Origin of the sequence: Rufibacter radiotolerans (assembly GCF_001078055.1) — a bacterium.
Classification (GTDB): Bacteria; Bacteroidota; Bacteroidia; order Cytophagales; family Hymenobacteraceae; genus Nibribacter; species Nibribacter radiotolerans.
On record NZ_CP010777.1, the window covers coordinates 959,887 to 975,491 of the forward strand.

The 15,605-nt window shown below is 53.1% G+C and carries 12 protein-coding genes; 6 read left to right on the forward strand and 6 right to left on the reverse strand.

Features of this window, described 5'->3' with window-relative positions; translation table 11 throughout:
- Positions 1–167: 167 nt before the first annotated feature.
- Complete coding sequence (gene arsC, locus TH63_RS04125; protein WP_048919827.1) at positions 168–509, forward strand: arsenate reductase (glutaredoxin); 342 nt, start codon at positions 168–170, stop codon at positions 507–509.
- A 128-nt stretch (positions 510–637) separates the two neighbouring features.
- Here arsC and TH63_RS04130 read toward each other — a convergent pair whose 3' ends face one another.
- The 3 genes from TH63_RS04130 to TH63_RS04140 all read right to left on the reverse strand — a co-directional run bounded on the left by TH63_RS04130 (position 638) and on the right by TH63_RS04140 (position 4,357).
- Entirely contained in the window at positions 638–835 is a 198-nt protein-coding gene (locus TH63_RS04130) for a CsbD family protein (protein ID WP_048919828.1), read from the reverse strand.
- Positions 836–1,023: 188 nt separating this feature from the next.
- Positions 1,024–2,091, reverse strand: a complete 1,068-nt coding sequence (locus TH63_RS04135; protein ID WP_048919829.1) for a hypothetical protein — start codon at positions 2,089–2,091, stop codon at positions 1,024–1,026.
- 766 nt (positions 2,092–2,857) lie between these two features.
- Positions 2,858–4,357: an aminoacyl-histidine dipeptidase gene (locus TH63_RS04140; protein ID WP_048919830.1), complete on the reverse strand. Its 1,500-nt coding sequence runs from the start codon at positions 4,355–4,357 to the stop codon at positions 2,858–2,860.
- A gap of 284 nt (positions 4,358–4,641) precedes the next feature.
- On the opposite strand from TH63_RS04140, the gene TH63_RS04145 reads away from it, so the two are divergent.
- Positions 4,642–5,592: an NADP-dependent oxidoreductase gene (locus tag TH63_RS04145; RefSeq protein ID WP_048919831.1), complete on the forward strand. Its 951-nt coding sequence runs from the start codon at positions 4,642–4,644 to the stop codon at positions 5,590–5,592.
- 234 nt (positions 5,593–5,826) lie between these two features.
- Here TH63_RS04145 and TH63_RS04150 read toward each other — a convergent pair whose 3' ends face one another.
- Positions 5,827–6,504 (reverse strand): type 1 glutamine amidotransferase domain-containing protein, encoded by a 678-nt coding sequence (locus tag TH63_RS04150; RefSeq protein ID WP_048919832.1) that lies wholly within the window; start codon positions 6,502–6,504, stop codon positions 5,827–5,829.
- A gap of 369 nt (positions 6,505–6,873) precedes the next feature.
- Between TH63_RS04150 and TH63_RS04155 the strand changes: the two genes are divergently transcribed.
- From TH63_RS04155 to TH63_RS04175, 4 genes are all read left to right on the forward strand, one after another.
- The gene (locus TH63_RS04155; protein WP_048919833.1) at positions 6,874–7,725 is read left to right on the forward strand and encodes a dienelactone hydrolase family protein; all 852 of its coding nucleotides are present in this window, start codon (positions 6,874–6,876) and stop codon (positions 7,723–7,725) included.
- Positions 7,726–8,299: 574 nt separating this feature from the next.
- Positions 8,300–10,594, forward strand: coding sequence for a GH92 family glycosyl hydrolase (locus tag TH63_RS04160; RefSeq protein WP_048919834.1), 2,295 nt, complete (start codon positions 8,300–8,302; stop codon positions 10,592–10,594).
- Between the two features lie 22 nt (positions 10,595–10,616).
- A complete protein-coding gene (mgrA, locus tag TH63_RS04165; protein ID WP_048919835.1) occupies positions 10,617–11,612 on the forward strand; it encodes an L-glyceraldehyde 3-phosphate reductase in 996 nt (331 codons plus the stop codon).
- Between the two features lie 287 nt (positions 11,613–11,899).
- Positions 11,900–12,604: an endonuclease/exonuclease/phosphatase family protein gene (locus TH63_RS04175; protein WP_048919837.1), complete on the forward strand. Its 705-nt coding sequence runs from the start codon at positions 11,900–11,902 to the stop codon at positions 12,602–12,604.
- 117 nt (positions 12,605–12,721) lie between these two features.
- On the opposite strand, the gene TH63_RS04180 is transcribed toward TH63_RS04175, so the two are convergent.
- A complete protein-coding gene (locus TH63_RS04180) occupies positions 12,722–15,022 on the reverse strand; it encodes a GH92 family glycosyl hydrolase (protein WP_048919838.1) in 2,301 nt (766 codons plus the stop codon).
- A 234-nt stretch (positions 15,023–15,256) separates the two neighbouring features.
- A complete protein-coding gene (locus TH63_RS04185; protein ID WP_048919839.1) occupies positions 15,257–15,505 on the reverse strand; it encodes an acyl carrier protein in 249 nt (82 codons plus the stop codon).
- Positions 15,506–15,605 lie beyond the last annotated feature (100 nt).

The following is a 15,605-nucleotide window of genomic DNA, read 5'->3' on the forward strand; positions in this document are numbered from 1 at the left end:
TCTTTGGGTTCTTTCAGTAGTTATACTGGTTTTAAAAGAATATGTACATTGGAAAGGCGAGTATTTTTACGGCCGCAAGAAGGAACGCCTGTTTTATTTTTTAAGCCCAATAAGTACCGTCGCCTACGCCTGATAATGCGTACCTTTCGGGCCTAAGCCAAACCCATATGATCACTATTTACCATAACAACCGCTGCAGCAAAAGCCGCGAAGTGCTGACTATTCTGGAACAGGCCGGCCTACCCATGCAGGTGGTGCAATACCTGGTAGAGCCGCTCACCAAAGAAGAACTAAAGGCGTTGCTGGGCAAATTACAGTTGGGCCCCGAAGACATAATCAGGAAAGGGGAGAAGCTATACAAAGAAGTGTACGCCGGCCAGCACCTCACCCAGGACCAATGGCTAGACGTGTTGGTAGAGAACCCCATTCTCATAGAGCGGCCCATAGTGGTCAACGGCGACAAAGCCGTGATTGCGCGCCCCCCAGAAAATGTATTAACTATTCTGTAAGCGGCCCAGAAGCGCGTTGGCTTTTAAAGAGGGGAAGTGCCTAAACTAAAAAGGCTATAAAACAGAAATCCCCCTCTACCGAACAGGCTGAGCGGGGATTTACTGTACTTGAAATTAACGCTTATCTTCTATAGGGACCGTAACCAGTCTTTGATTTCAGACGAAGTTTTGCCTATTTTTTGCTGAAGTTTTCCCAGCCATTTGTCTTCCTGTCCTTCTTCGTAGGTCAGATCGTCATCGGTGAGGTCACCATAGGCCATCTTCATTTTGCCTTTGACTTCATTCCAGTTGCCGCGGGCTCTATATTCTCCTTCGTGAGTGTCCATCTTAGTAAACGGTTAGGTTAATGTATGCCCAATGTACGCACTACCGCAGCGCAGGGTTGAACCAGAAACACTCCGTTTTTTAAAAAATAGTCAATAATTTTTGCCGTGGTCCATATCAGCGGTAAAGTACTGTGCTATTATTTAGTATAACATATTGATTATCAGAATAATTAGGTTGGGTATGAAGACTATTTCAGGTTTTTTAAAAATTCGCGCAAGGCCCTTGGGTCGTCAAAATCCTGTAGGGCGTACTCTATCTGCCTTATTTCCTCTTTTAGGCCTTTCTTGGCGCTCCTGAACTTGGCATCCATCTGTTTGGGTGTGCCCCCAAATTCGCGCATTAACTGCGCCTCTGGCCCCATAAAGTAGCTGCTCCGTTTCTCCTCCAGTTCCTGGATCTGCTCGGTGAGCAGGCGCACGTAGTAACTCAATTGTTCTTCTGGTACGGCCTGCAACAGCTGTTCCTGCTCATGCATGAATTCCATCTGCAGCCGCAGCAGCTCAAAGAAATCGTCCTGGTTGTAGGCAATGGTCACTTTCTTGATGGCTTCCTCTTTCCAGATGCGGGCAGTAGGGTCCATTTCCTTATCGGGGTGCAGGAGTTTGGCCAGGGTGGTGTACAGGCGGCGGCTGGCCTTGCTGATGCTCTGCAACTCAACCTTCACCTTGGCTTCCTGGGTTTTCTGGGCCGTGGCCTTTTGGCGGTTGGTACGCTGGGCTTCGCGCTTGTCCTGTTCTTCCTGCATCTGCTGGTCTAGGCGGGCCTGGAACGCGGCCAGGTCTGAGAGGTCCTCGGGGTTGAAGTCCACGCCTAGAACATTCTTGAGCAGCTGCTGGGTCTCTGCTTTGGTACCCTGGGGTTGGGAGGGCGCCTGCGGCGATGCCGGGGTTTCATAGCGTTGCAGCACCTCGGTCAGTTCCTCGGCCTCATAGTGGTGCACCAGCGTGTGGGCCTGGTCCTTGATAAAGGCCGAAAGGTTTTCCTGCTCCAACCGCGATAGGTCCTGCTCCTGGTGTGCCTGGTCCAGGAAATGCACCAGGACTACGCGCCGGGCCACCATTTCCCGCACCAATGGCTGCACCTCTTTCTGCACCCGCACCCGCGCCTGGTCCATAATCTTCGCCTGTTCCGCCACCTGCGCCTTCAACTCATCTATGGTCTGGATGCTGGCATTGAATTGCGCCTGGAGCTGAGAGAGGGAAGACTCCGTCTTAGGGGTGATTTGCGGGACTTGAGGCTTTTCTGAATGTGACATGGAAGATGAGGGGTAAGCTGAGTTTATGTTTTTCTGAATTTCTTTTTCCGCTTTTGCTGGCCTAGCAGCCGCTGTCGCCTGAGTCCTTATGCTTTGGTTGTTTCATCTTCGCCCTCCGAGCGCTCACGGCCGCGGGGCCCCGTCTTTCCCCTCGCACTGCCCTTGCGGCCTACCTTTGCCTTCTGCTCTTAGCAAGGGTCTGTCTAGGGCCACAAGCGAGGCGCTCAGAGTAAAGACTGGAATCGGGGAATGACAGTTGAGCTCTTCCGGATTTGCAATCCGGAAATACCGAAAGGGGGGATTTGCAATCCCCAGCGGTTGCGACTTTGTTCTTGGTTCCCGGCGGATTGCAAATCCGCTTTTCCTTTATTCGGGATTACAAATCCCGAACAGCACGGTGAAATGGGTATGGTTGTTTCGAGCACGTTTTCCGGGAAATAGGCCCAAAACGCTTTACCTCTTACTACAAAGCAGACTCCCCCCTTGAGGGGGGCGAAGGGGGGTGTTTACATAGGAGAGGGAATTAGGAGAAAATCCACTGGCGCGAGTCTTCAGACTCGTGACTTGGGATAATGGGTAGTCTCCGGACTACCCTCATTGCAATGCAGTGAACCTGCGCTTTACTGATCCTATACATTTCCCCTTGTGGTTCCCGGTGAGTCTGCAGACTCATTTCATCCTTTTTCACGAGACAATAGTCTCGCGCCAGATTATCAATGGAAGATCAAACCTGTGAGGTTTACAAAGCCTCACAGGATTTACCGTTTTAAGCCTGTTTTCTGAAAAACTGCCCCAAAACAGCTGTCTGCGCCTTTGGTATCTGTTTCAAGGTCTCCAGCAAAAAGCCCCAGTATTTCTGCACGGAGCTGATCTGCACTTTCTCGTCTGGGGAGTGGGCGCCGGTGATGGTAGGCCCGAAGGAGATCATTTCCATGTTGGGGTAGTGGGTACCCAGAATGCCGCACTCAAGGCCGGCGTGGCAGGCATTTACGTGCGGGGCTTCGTGGAACAGCTCACTGTAAATGCGACTCATGGTCTGCACAATGGCGCTGTCTGGTTTGGGTGTCCAGCCGGGGTAAGAGCCTTTCAAAGTTACGCCGGCGCCGGCCAGTTCAAAGGTACTCTGGATGGCCTGGGCCAGGTCCATTTTCTCTGAATCTACCGAGGAGCGGGTCAGGCACTGGATAGAATACGTTCCGTCTTTTACCTCTACGCGGGCCAGGTTATTAGACGTCTGCACCAGACCGGCAATGGCCGGACTCATGCGGTGAATGCCGTTGGGGCAGGCATACAACACCCGTAGCAACTGGCTTTGGAAATCATAGGAAATTGCCGCTTCGGGTAGGTCAATGTGCTCTGCCTGAAGTTGCAGGTTGGGGTCGGTGATGGAATATTCGCCTTTCAGGATCTCGGTTTGTTTGGCCAGGAATTCCAGAAAGATTTCGGCTCTGGCTTCCGGCACGGCAATCTCCGCGAACGACTCCCTGGGGATGGCGTTGCGCAGGCTTCCGCCGTCAATGCTGTGCACGCGCGCATTGAATTTATCAGCGGCCTGAAACAGGATGCGGTTCATGAGTTTGTTGGCGTTGGCCCGACCCACATGAATGTCCATACCTGAGTGCCCGCCGGTGAGGCCCGTGAGGCTTACCCGGTAGGCGGTATAGTCAAAGGGAATGGTTTCCTCATTGTAAGAACCGGTGGCCGTTACGTCAATGCCGCCAGCGCAACCAATGGTGAGCTCGCGGTCATCTTCGGTGTCCAGGTTGAGCATGATGGTGCCTTTGAGCAGTCCGCCATTCAGGCCCATGGCGCCGGTCATGCCGGTTTCCTCGTCAATGGTGAAGAGGCATTCCAGCGGCGGGTGGGCAATGTCTTTAGAGACAAGCAAAGCCATCATGGTGGCCACGCCAATGCCGTTGTCGGCGCCCAGGGTAGTGCCTTTGGCCTTTACCCAGTCGCCGTCTACGTACATGTCAATGCCCTGGCTCAGGAAGTCAAAATCGGTGTCGGCGTTTTTCTGGTGCACCATGTCCAGGTGGCTTTGCAGCACTACGGTCTGGCGGTCTTCCATGCCCGGGGTGGCCGGTTTCCGGATGATCACATTGCCTACCTCGTCGGTGATGGTGTCAAAGCCCTGGCTGTTGCCGAAGTCCTGGATGAACTTGATAACCCGCTCTTCTTTTTTAGACGGACGGGGAACGGCGTTGAGCGCCGCGAAATTTTGCCAGAGGGCTTTGGGTTCTAATGATTCTATCTGCGTACTCATACAATCTCCTGCTGTTGGGCCCCGCGGTCACCGGTAAGGCGTCGCGAATGGGGCGGTTGGGGCTAGTTATGATGGGGTAAAGGTACTAAACAGAACGGACTACCAAGGGCGCGGGTTTAGGAAAACTGGCTTGGGTTTCTCTTTTCTTTTTACAAGATCGGCTTAAAAACAGACTATTTCTTTTAGATGCCCACTAAGCAAACCGCCAATATCAAAAGGAACTTCTTCTGGCCAAAAGAGTAAAATAGGAATTCGATGTTTCTACATTTAAAAGGAAGTTAACCATGGCAAAGCAAATGAAAGCCGCTTACTATAAGGAGTTTGGCGGGACAGATAAAATCACCGTAGGAAATATAGAGATTCCGGAAGTGGGCGAAGGCGAGGTTTTGGTACGCCTGAAGGCTGCCGGGGTAAACCCGGTAGACAACGCCGTACTGGCAGGGTACTTAAGTCAATTCCTGCCCATGGGGTTCCCGGCCATTCCGGGCTGGGATATGGCCGGGGTGGTGGAAGAGCGGGGCTTTTCGGCGCGCCGTTTTCAGGTAGGCGACGAGGTGTACGCCTACGCCCGCCGGCCCACCGTGCAATGGGGCACCTTCGCCGAGTACATCGTAATCCCGGAGAGCTATCTGGCGCACAAACCCAAAGGCATTTCATTTGAAGAAGCGGCCGGCATCCCTTTGGTGGGCCTAACGGCGTACCAATCTTTGTATGACGCCGGCAATCTGCAGTCGGGACAAACGGTTCTAATATTGGGTGCCTCGGGCGGCGTGGGAAGTTTGGGCATTCAGTTGGCCAAGGAAAAAGGCGCCACGGTCATTGGGGTAGCCAGCCAGAAAAACCACGCCTTTATGAAAGAGCTGGGCGCCAACCACACCATTGATTATACCGGCACCAACATCGGTGAGGCCGTAAAACAACTCTTCCCCCAAGGCGTGGACCTGATCTTTGACTGTGCCAGCGGCGACACCCTGCAACAAAGCCTGTCCGCGCTTAAACCAAACGGAACCCTGGTCTCCATCCTGCACCAGGGTGAAGGTCTGGACAAAAACATCCACTTTAAATACGTGTTCGTGGAGCCCAACGCCGCCCAACTGGAAATCCTGCAGGACCTAGCCGAGGCCGGAAAACTGAAAGTACACGTTAGTGGCACTTATTCCCTGGACCAAACCGCAGAAGCCCTCCAACAGATAGCCACCCACCACACCACCGGGAAGATTGTGATTAGTGTTTAGTTGTTAGTGAGTAGAAAGTGATGGTAAGATGTTTTGAGCCTGTTTTCAGGAAAATGGCCTCAAAACGCTGCCATCAACTTGCCCACTTTGCCTGGTTCAAGTTTTCAACTTGGACCTGCTATTCATCTGAAGTTTTCAACTTCAGTGCGGCGAGAGCCGCAAAACCAAAATGCTATAAAAAAGAGAAGCCTGGCCTATTATTAGACCAGGCTTCTCTGTATTAAGGGCTAAAATTTACTTCAGCATCTTGAGCAGTTCATGCGCGGCTTCCTCAGAGGAGCCGGGGTTTTGGCCAGTGAGCAGCAGCCCGTCTTTTACAATATAAGAGCCCCAATCCGGGCCTTTGGAATAGACGCCGCCCAGTTCCTTCAGTTTATCTTCTAGCAGGAAAGGCACCACGTTGGTGAGTTGCACGGCTTCTTCTTCTGTATTGGTGAAGCCGGTTACCTTCTTGCCTTTCACCAGCGGCTCGCCGTTGGCGCCTTTGGCATGGGTGAGCACGGCCGGTCCATGGCAGACGGCGGCTACAGGTTTGTTTTGCTTTGAGAAGGCCTCAATCAAAGAGATAGAGTCGCGGTCAGTGGTCAGGTCCCAGAGCGGGCCGTGGCCGCCGGGGTAGAAAACGGCGTCATAGTCCTCGGCTTTCACCTCGCTTAATTTATGCGTGTGGGCCAGTTTTTCCTGCAGGGCCTTGTCTTCATTAAACCGTTTGGTGGCGTCGGTCTGGGCATCTGGCTCTGAGCTTTTGGGGTCAATTGGTGGTTGTCCGCCTTTAGGCGAGGCCAGGGTAACGTCTACCCCCGCATCTGCCATCACATAGTACGGTGCCGCGAATTCTTCAATCCAGAAGCCGGTTTTCTTGCCGGTATCGCCTAACTGGTCATGGGATGTTAATACAAATAATACTTTCATAGGTGTGATGTGTCTGGTAAATGGTTCATGAATGCTTAGAATGACCGCAACTGGGCCCAGGCCTGGCGTTCCGCCCTAATGGGCAAATTACTCCAAAGGCCTTTTCCTTATACGGTTTGCGTGGAGATAGAACGGGCCAAGTGAGTCCATAGAAGGCTTACCTACAGGAAACCACCCAAAGGGCAAGATGTTCTGTTATATCCCTGTTTTTGGTAAAACAGCAGCAATGAACCTGGTGCAAGTGGAAAAGCAGCGCTCCTGCAGGACCGCCAAGGCAAATATTTGACTCTTCCGCTTGCTAAGAAATGTAGAAAGGCAGAATGGGAATTATGGCTTTGGTTTAGTACTTTGGCTTTATAAAATAAGACTATGGACCAGCGAATCATAAACCTCTTTGACGAATACACCCACGCTCCGCTTACCCGCAAGGAGTTTCTGGGCAGGTTAGCCAAGTTAACTGGCAGCCTTACGCTGGCCATGGCCATGCTGCCTTTGCTGGAAAACAACTATGCCCAGGCGGCCACCGTGTTTGATAAAGACATCAAAGCCGAAGATGTGACCTACCCCGGGGCGGACGGCGTGACCATGAAGGCGTTTCAGGCGCGGCCCGAAGGCAAAAAACTAGGCACGGTGCTGGTCATCCATGAGAACCGGGGTTTGAACCCGCATATCAAAGACGTAGCCATGCGGGTGGCGCAGGCCGGTTTTCTGGCGCTGGCGCCAGACGCGCTGTCGCCGTTTGGGGGTACGCCCACCAATGAGGACCAGGCCCGCGAACTGTTCGCCAAGCTAGACGCGAAACAAAATCTGCAGAATTTCCTGAACGGCTTGGAGTACCTGAAGAAACACAAAAACGGAAACGGCAAAACCGGCTGCGTAGGCTTTTGCTGGGGCGGCGCCCTAGCCAACCAACTGGCTATCCATTCCCCTGACCTGGATGCCGCCGTGGCGTACTACGGCCGTCAACCAGAGGCCGCCGATGTGCCCAAGATCAAAGCTGAACTGCTGTTGCACTACGGCGGCCTGGACGAGCGCGTAAACGCCGGCATTCCGGCCTTTGAACAAGCCCTGAAAGCCAGCAACATCAAGTACCAACTCTTTGTCTACGAAGGCGCCAACCACGCCTTCAACAACAATACCTCACCCACCCGCTACAATGAGCCCGCAGCCAAATTGGCCTGGGAACGCACGTTGGAATTGTTTAACCGAAAACTGAAGTAGCAGGAGGAGAAATAGGAATGCGTAGAACGTTGAAGTGTAACGTCGCCACAGAATAGGTGTGTAGCGTCGTTACACCGTAACGACGTAATTCTGCTGGGAAACGCATTTTGGTTTCCTGTGTCTGATGAAATGCTACCCTAGCCGCCCTTGTTGGTGTTGTCACCAACAAGCAAGAGGTTGTAAGTCCCTCGGTCTGTCCCCCGACAGACCGAAATTTCACTTGAAGGCAGTGTCCTGTCAGGGGACAGACCATGGAATAGGAAGGATTTTGGTCGCGAACGGTAATGACAAAGATTACATGTTACTGCCGTTCGCCCACAAGGTCCTTTCAGGATGACAAAAGAAAGAAACAGGAAGAGTAGAACAACAGAGGCTGCGTGCGAACATAAATGGACGCTTGCGCCCTAGTGTACTAAACTATGTAAAAACCAACTCCTTCTTAACTGCCTACTCAGGTTTTAGGCCCGTTTTTTAGAGAACGGGCCTAAAATGCAAACCCCTTTCCACTTCTGAAATCTCTCTTATCTTTGGGGCTTAAGTCACCTTGACCTAACGTGTCTTGTCTCCCGAGCCCATGAAAAAGCTGTTTTTCCTTTCGTTGCTGCTAAGCTGTTTTTCCGCCTTCGCGCAAAAGCCGGCGTTTGATTTGGTGCGGTGGGTAAACCCGATGATTGGCACGCACAAAATGGGGCATACCTACCCGGGGGCTACAGCGCCATTCGGCATGGTACAACTCTCGCCAGATACGGATACCATTCCGTATGAAATGGGCGGCAAGTACAACAAAGACGTGTATAAGTATTGCGCCGGTTACCAGTATGATGACCCCACCATTGTGGGCTTCAGCCACACGCATTTCTCAGGCACCGGCCATTCAGATTTAGGCGATTTTCTGCTCATGCCTACCGTCGGCAAGCTGCAACTGAACCCCGGCACCGAAGACAAACCCGAGACCGGTTACCGCTCCAAATTTTCGCATAACAACGAGCGCGCCGAGCCTGCCTACTACAGTGTTAAGCTAGACGACCATAACATCACCGCCGAACTCACCGCCACCAACCGCGTGGGCATGCACCAGTACACGTTCCCTAAATCTGAAGAGGCTCACGTGATTCTGGACCTCATGCACGGCATCTACAACTACGAGGACAAAAACACCTGGACCTTCCTGCGCATAGAGAATGATACCTTGATTACCGGCTACCGGCAGACTAACGGCTGGGCACGAACCCGCACCGTGTATTTTGCTATGTCCTTTTCCAAACCGTTCACCAGCTTCGGCAACAAAGACTACAGCAAAGCGCAGGTGTACAAAGGCTTCTGGCGGAAGTTTGACCAAAGCAAGAACTTCCCCGAGATAGCCGGCAAGCAGATACGTGCGTATTTCGATTTCAAGACCCAGGAAGGGGAGAAGCTGAAGGTGAAATTCGCGTTGTCGCCGGTGAGTACGGCCGGGGCCTTGGCCAACATGCGCGCCGAGATTCCGCACTGGGATTTTGACCGCGTAAAGCGTGCGAGCCAGGCCCAGTGGAATCAGGAGCTGGGCAAGGTGCGGGCCGTGCTGCCCACCAAAGACGACTACATCAACTTCTATACGGCGCTTTACCATACGTTTTTGGGCCCCACCACCTATCAGGACGTTGACGGCCAGTACCGCGGGTTGGACCAGAACAACCACCAGGCCAAGGGCTTCACTAACTACACTACTTTCTCACTCTGGGACACCTACCGCGCCCTGCACCCCTGGTTCAACATTGTGCAGCCCAAACGCAACGCAGATATGGTGGAATCTATGCTGGCGCATTATGACCAGAGCGTCCACAAGATGTTGCCCGTGTGGTCGCACCACGCTAATGAGAATTGGTGCATGATTGGTTACCACAGCGTGTCGGTGATTGCCGATGCCATAATCAAGGGCACTTACCAGGGAGACGCCAACCGTGCCCTGGATGCCTGCGTAACCACCGCACGCCAAAGCTATTATGACGGCCTCCAATATTACATGGAGCTGGGCTTCGTGCCCGAAGACAAGAACGGTTCCTCGGTTTCCAAAACGCTGGAGTACGCCTATGACGATTGGTGCATCGCGCAGGTGGCCCAGAAATTGAACCGCAGTGACGTATACCAGGAGTTCAGCCGCCGGTCCCAGAACTGGAAAAACGTGTATGACAAAAGCATTGGCTACATGCGGCCCAAACTAAGCGACGGCACCTTCAAAAAGGAGTTTGACGTGCTCAGCACCCACAACCAGGGCTTCATTGAAGGCAACGCCTGGAACTACAGCCTCTACGTGCCGCACGCCCCGCAGGAAATGATTCAGGCCATGGGCGGCAACCAGAAGTTTGTGCCCCACCTGGACTCGCTCTTCACCATGCACCTGCCGGACGAGTTTTTCAAAGACACCGAGGACATCACCCGCGAGGGCATTATTGGCAACTACGTGCACGGCAACGAACCTGCCCACCACGTGGCTTACCTATATAACTGGACGGATCAACCCTGGAAAACCCAGGAACGCGTGCGCATGATTCTCAAAAAGCAGTACCACCCCACGCCAGATGGCCTGGGCGGCAACGATGACTGCGGCCAGATGAGCGCCTGGTACCTGTTCAGCTCCCTCGGTTTTTACCCCGTGGCCCCGGGCTCAGACCAGTACGCATTGGGCAGTCCGGCCGTGAAGGAGGCCGCCATCCAACTGGAGAACGGAAAGTCCTTTACCATTGAAGCCAGAAACCAAAGCGAGAAAAACGTGTATGTGCAGAAGGTGGAACTCAACGGAAAACTGCTTACTCAACCGTTTCTTAATCATAAAGACATGGTAAAAGGCGGGAAACTCACCTTTTACATGAGTGCCAAGCCCAGAAAATAAGTACCCTTTTAAAATTCAACATATGCCTTATACTCCTTCGTCTGCTCGCTACAGTGAGATGGAATACCGCCGCTGCGGCAACAGCGGGTTAAAATTACCGGCCCTGTCTTTAGGGCTGTGGCACAATTTCGGGCACGTAGATGTGCTGGAAAACTCGCGCCAGATTCTGCATGATGCTTTTGATGCCGGCGTCACGCACTTTGACCTGGCCAACAACTACGGTCCGCCGCCGGGCTCCGCCGAAGAGAACTTCGGGAAGATCCTGCTGGAGGATTTCAGGGGCTACCGCGATGAGCTCATCATTTCTACCAAGGCCGGCTACAAAATGTGGGAAGGCCCGTACGGCGAGTGGGGTTCTAAAAAATACCTGGTCTCCAGCCTGGACCAGAGCCTTAAGCGCATGAACCTGGACTATGTGGATATTTTCTACCACCACCGCCCAGATCCCAACACGCCCCTGGAAGAATCCATGGCAGCCCTGGACCTGATTGTGCGGCAAGGCAAGGCGCTATACGTGGGCCTCTCCAACTATGAGGTGCCGGAGGCTACCCGCGCCATCCAAATTTTAAAAGACTTGGGCACGCCTTGTCTGATTCACCAGCCCAAGTACTCTATGTTCGTGCGCTGGGTAGAAGACGGCCTGCTGGATTTGCTGGAAAAGGAGGGGGTAGGCTGCATTCCGTTCTCACCGCTGGCGCAGGGCCTGCTCACCAACAAGTACCTTAAAGGCATCCCCGAAGGGTCCCGCGCCGCCAAAGCGCACGGTTTCCTTAAAGAGGAAGACATCACGGAAGAGAAACTTGCCCAGATCAAGAAACTAAATGAATTAGCGGAAGGTCGGAACCAAAGCCTGGCTCAAATGGCCCTTGCCTGGTTGCTGAAAGACCCGCGCGTGACCTCGGTATTGATTGGCGCCAGCTCTCCCGCCCAGCTTGCGGACTCTTTGAAAGGCATGAAAAATACTCAGTTCAGTTCAGATGAATTGGCGCAGATTGAAACCATTCTGCAAAACAGCTAAAGGGGGAATCTCCTTTTTTGATTTCTGTTTTAGGCCTGTTTTTCTAAAAACAGGCCTAAAACAGAAAAATAAATCCTGCCTCCCGCTGCCTCCTTCCAACTGGATTAGCGGCGAAAATACCTATGTTGCCCACCTCCCTTATGACGGATATGACCTTCAAATTTATACACCTGCCAGCGTTCAGGGTCTTTTGCTTCTTCAGCCTTTTAATGGTAGCCGTTTCTTGTACCCAACCATCGCAGTCCGGGAGCCAAACAGGGCAAAAAAGTGAGGTAGCTTTGAAGGTGATGTCGTACAACATCCGCCACGCGAACCCACCTTCCAAACCTAAGTTTATTGACCTGGACGCCATTGTGGCGGTGATCAAGGCCCAGAATCCAGATGTGGTGGCCCTACAGGAGGTAGATGTGAACACCATCCGTTCCGGTGGGATAGACCAGGCCAAGATCATTGCCCAGAAATTGGGCATGCATTATTTCTTCGGGAAAGCGCTGGACTATGATGGCGGAGACTATGGGGTGGCTATTCTTTCCAGGTTTCCGCTGGAAGATGCCTCGGCCGTGCCGCTGCCCTCTGTTGCAGGCACAAATGCCGAGCCCCGGGTAGTGGCTTTCGCCACCGTTCTAATCTCCAAAAAGCAACGCCTTATCTTTGCCAGCACGCACCTGGATGAAAAGGGAAACCCGCAGAACCGGCTGCTGCAACTAGAGAAAATAGCCCAGGTAAAAGGCGGCGTGAAACTACCGTTCATCATTGCCGGCGACTTCAACGCTACGCCCGGTTCAGAAACTATCCAGCGCCTGGATGCGCTCTTCACCAGAACCTGCAAGGACTGCGCGCCCACGTTCCCGGTCCTCAACCCCAGCAAAACCCTTGATTTTATTGGGTACGCTCCCGCCGCCAGGTTCAAGGTAGTCAGTCACCAGGTCATTCAGGAAACCTATGCCTCAGATCACCTGCCCATTGTAGCGGAGATCAGATTATTGCCTTAATTGGTGGTTCTTGTTTTGGGCCTATTTTTTGAAAAACAGGCCCAAAACAGAAAAGGCTTTCCTCGCACAAGAGGAAAGCCTTTTTCTGTTTTAGAAGATAGGGAAACTTTAGGCTGCCTATTGCCTGGAAAACGAATAAGGGAAAGCACTTTCCCCCTTGCCCCGTTTTTTGTTGGGCTCGGGTCCCATGTCAAACCTCAAAGTGCCGCCTTTGAGTAAGTCAAAATGGTCTACAAAGTTCTTCCCGTAGGTTTTACCGTTCATCTTAAGCGACTGCACATACAGGTTTTCAGCACTGTTCTTAGGCGCTTCTATCACCAGCTTTTTCCCGTTCTCCAAGGTGATGGTCATCTTAGGAAAGAGGGGTGCGCCCAGCACGTATTGGGTGGTGCCGGGGCAGACGGGGTAGAAGCCCATGGCACTGAATACGTACCAGGCGCTGGTCTGGCCGTTATCCTCGTCGCCGCAGTAGCCGTCTGGGGTGGGTTTGTACATGCGGTTCATGGTCTCGCGGGCCCAATACTGGGTTTTCCAGGGGGCGCCGGCATAGTTGTAGAGGTAGATCATGTGTTGGATGGGCTGGTTGCCGTGCGCGTACTGCCCCATGTTGGCGATCTGCATCTCGCGTATCTCATGGATCACGCTGCCGTAGTAACTCTCGTCATAGACCGGCGGCAGGGTGAACACTGAGTCCAGTTTTTTGACGAAGTTCTCTTTCCCGCCCATCAGATTCACCAGGCCCTGCACGTCATGGAACACGCTCCAGGAGTAATGCCAGCTGTTGCCCTCGGTGAAGGCATCGCCCCACTTGAAGGGGTTGAACGGGGCCTGGAACGTGCCGTTCTGGTTCTTGCCGCGCATGAGGCCGGTGGCAGGGTCAAAGAGGTGGCGGTAGTTCTGGCTGCGCTTGGCGTAGAGGTCAATCTCGGCTTGGGGTTTTTTCAGGGCTTTGGCCAATTGGTAAATGGTGAAATCATCATAGGCGTACTCCAGGGTGCGGGCGGCGTTCTCGTTGATCTTCACGTCATACGGCACATAGCCCAGGGTCTTGTAATACTCGGCGCCCTTGCGGCCGATGGCGGAGATAGGACCTTCGTTGTTGGCCCCGTGCACCAGCGCCTCATACAGTTTCTGAATGTCATAGCCGCGCAGGCCTTTGAGGTAGGCGTCGGCCACTACCGAGGCGGAGTTGTTGCCCACCATGATATCGGCGTAGCCGGGGCTGGACCACTCCGGCAGCCAACCGCCTTCCTTGAAATCATTGATGAGGCCTTCCTGCATCTCTTTGTTGATGCCGGGGTACATCAGGTTCAAAAACGGGTAGAGCGCCCGGAACGTGTCCCAGAAGCCGGTGCCGGCGAAGCGGTATCCCGGCAGCGTCTGGCCGGTATAGGGGCTGTAGTGCACCACCTGGTTCTGGGCGTTGAGCTCATACATCTTGTGCGGGAAAAACAGGGTGCGGTAGAGGCAAGAATAGAAGGTCCGCTGCTGCTCGTCAGTGCCGCCCTCTACTTTAATCCGGCTCATGGTTTGGTTCCACTGGGCTTTGGCTTTCCGTTTGGTGGCCTCAAAATCGTCCTGCGCCAGCTCACGGCTCAGGTTCAGTTCGGCCTGCTCAAAACTGATGAATGACGAAGCTACCTTCAGGTGCACCTTTTCGCCTTTGGTGGTTTTAAACCCAATCACCGCCCCGGTGTGCGCGGCAGTAAGTTCCAGGGAATCCTTCACCAACGCCTTGCCCCGGAACGTGCGGGCGAGGGAAAATTTCTTGTCCACGTAGATGACAAAGTAGTTCTTAAAGTTCTTGGGGTTGCTGCGGGCGGCGCGAGTGGTGTAGCCTATGATTTTGTTTTCAGAAGGGATCACCTTGATGTAGGAGCCCCGGTCCAGGGCATCAATCACCAGAAAAGAGTTGTCATTTTTGGGGAAGGTAAAACGGAACTGGGCGGCGCGCTCGGTAGGGGTGAGTTCGGTGGTGACATCATGATCCGCTAAGTACACGCTGTAGTAATAGGGTTTGGCGACCTCGGATTTGTGCGAGAACCAGCTGGCGCGGGCGTCCTGGTCAAACCGCAGCTTGTCGGTGACGGGCATGATCACAAACTGCCCGTAGTCGTTCATCCAGGGACTGGGCTGGTGGGTCTGCTTGAAGCCTCTTATTTTATCAGCGGCGTAGGTGTAGGCCCAGCCGTGGCCCATGGTGCCGGTCTGCGGGGTCCAGAGGTTCATACCCCAGGGCACGCCTATGGTCGGGTAGGTGTTACCGTTGGAAAGCTCGGGTTTGGAGTCGGTGCCCATAAGGGTGTTCACCAGTTCCTCGGGTTCAAAAGTACCATTGGTTTTCTTTTGCGCGTTGGCCAAGGAGGCCTGAAGGAAAACCAAGGAGAATAGCAGGCAAAAGGGAAGGCGGAAGGTCATGCGTTTAGGAGGCGTTTTCTGGAAATCAGCCCTAAAGTAGCAGTTTTCTCCAGGAAGCGGTAATGCACCGGAAAGAAGGGCAGAGGATTTGCTGAGTAGGTTTGGTCCAACCCAAAAAAAGGAGCCGTTTCAGGCCTGTTTTCCCAAAAACGAGCCTAAAACAGAAAAGCAGAAAGCCCGGCAAGAGATTTCTCCGGCCGGGCTTTCTGGGTTAAAAGGGTAAACTTCCGTCTCCTAATTCTTGGAATGGATAGAGACGTACTCCACGAAATCACCCACTGTGTTCAGGGGCACTTCGTCTGGGATCACAATCTTAAAGCGCTTTTCCAGGGCCAGGATAATGTCTACCACGTCGGCGGTGTCAAAGCCCAGTTCTTTGTGTAACTGAGAAGTGACCCGTAGGCGGTTTGGTTGGATGCGTTTAATTCTGCTGATGATATGGACCACCTTCTGCGCGATAGATGGTGCTGTTGCAGTTACCATAAAGTGTTATGCTGGTAAGTAAAAGTAAATAAACAGGGTGCTGACCTGGTCAGCGGGGAAGAGCCTGTTTAAATTTTGGATTGGTAAGCGAAAGTGGCAA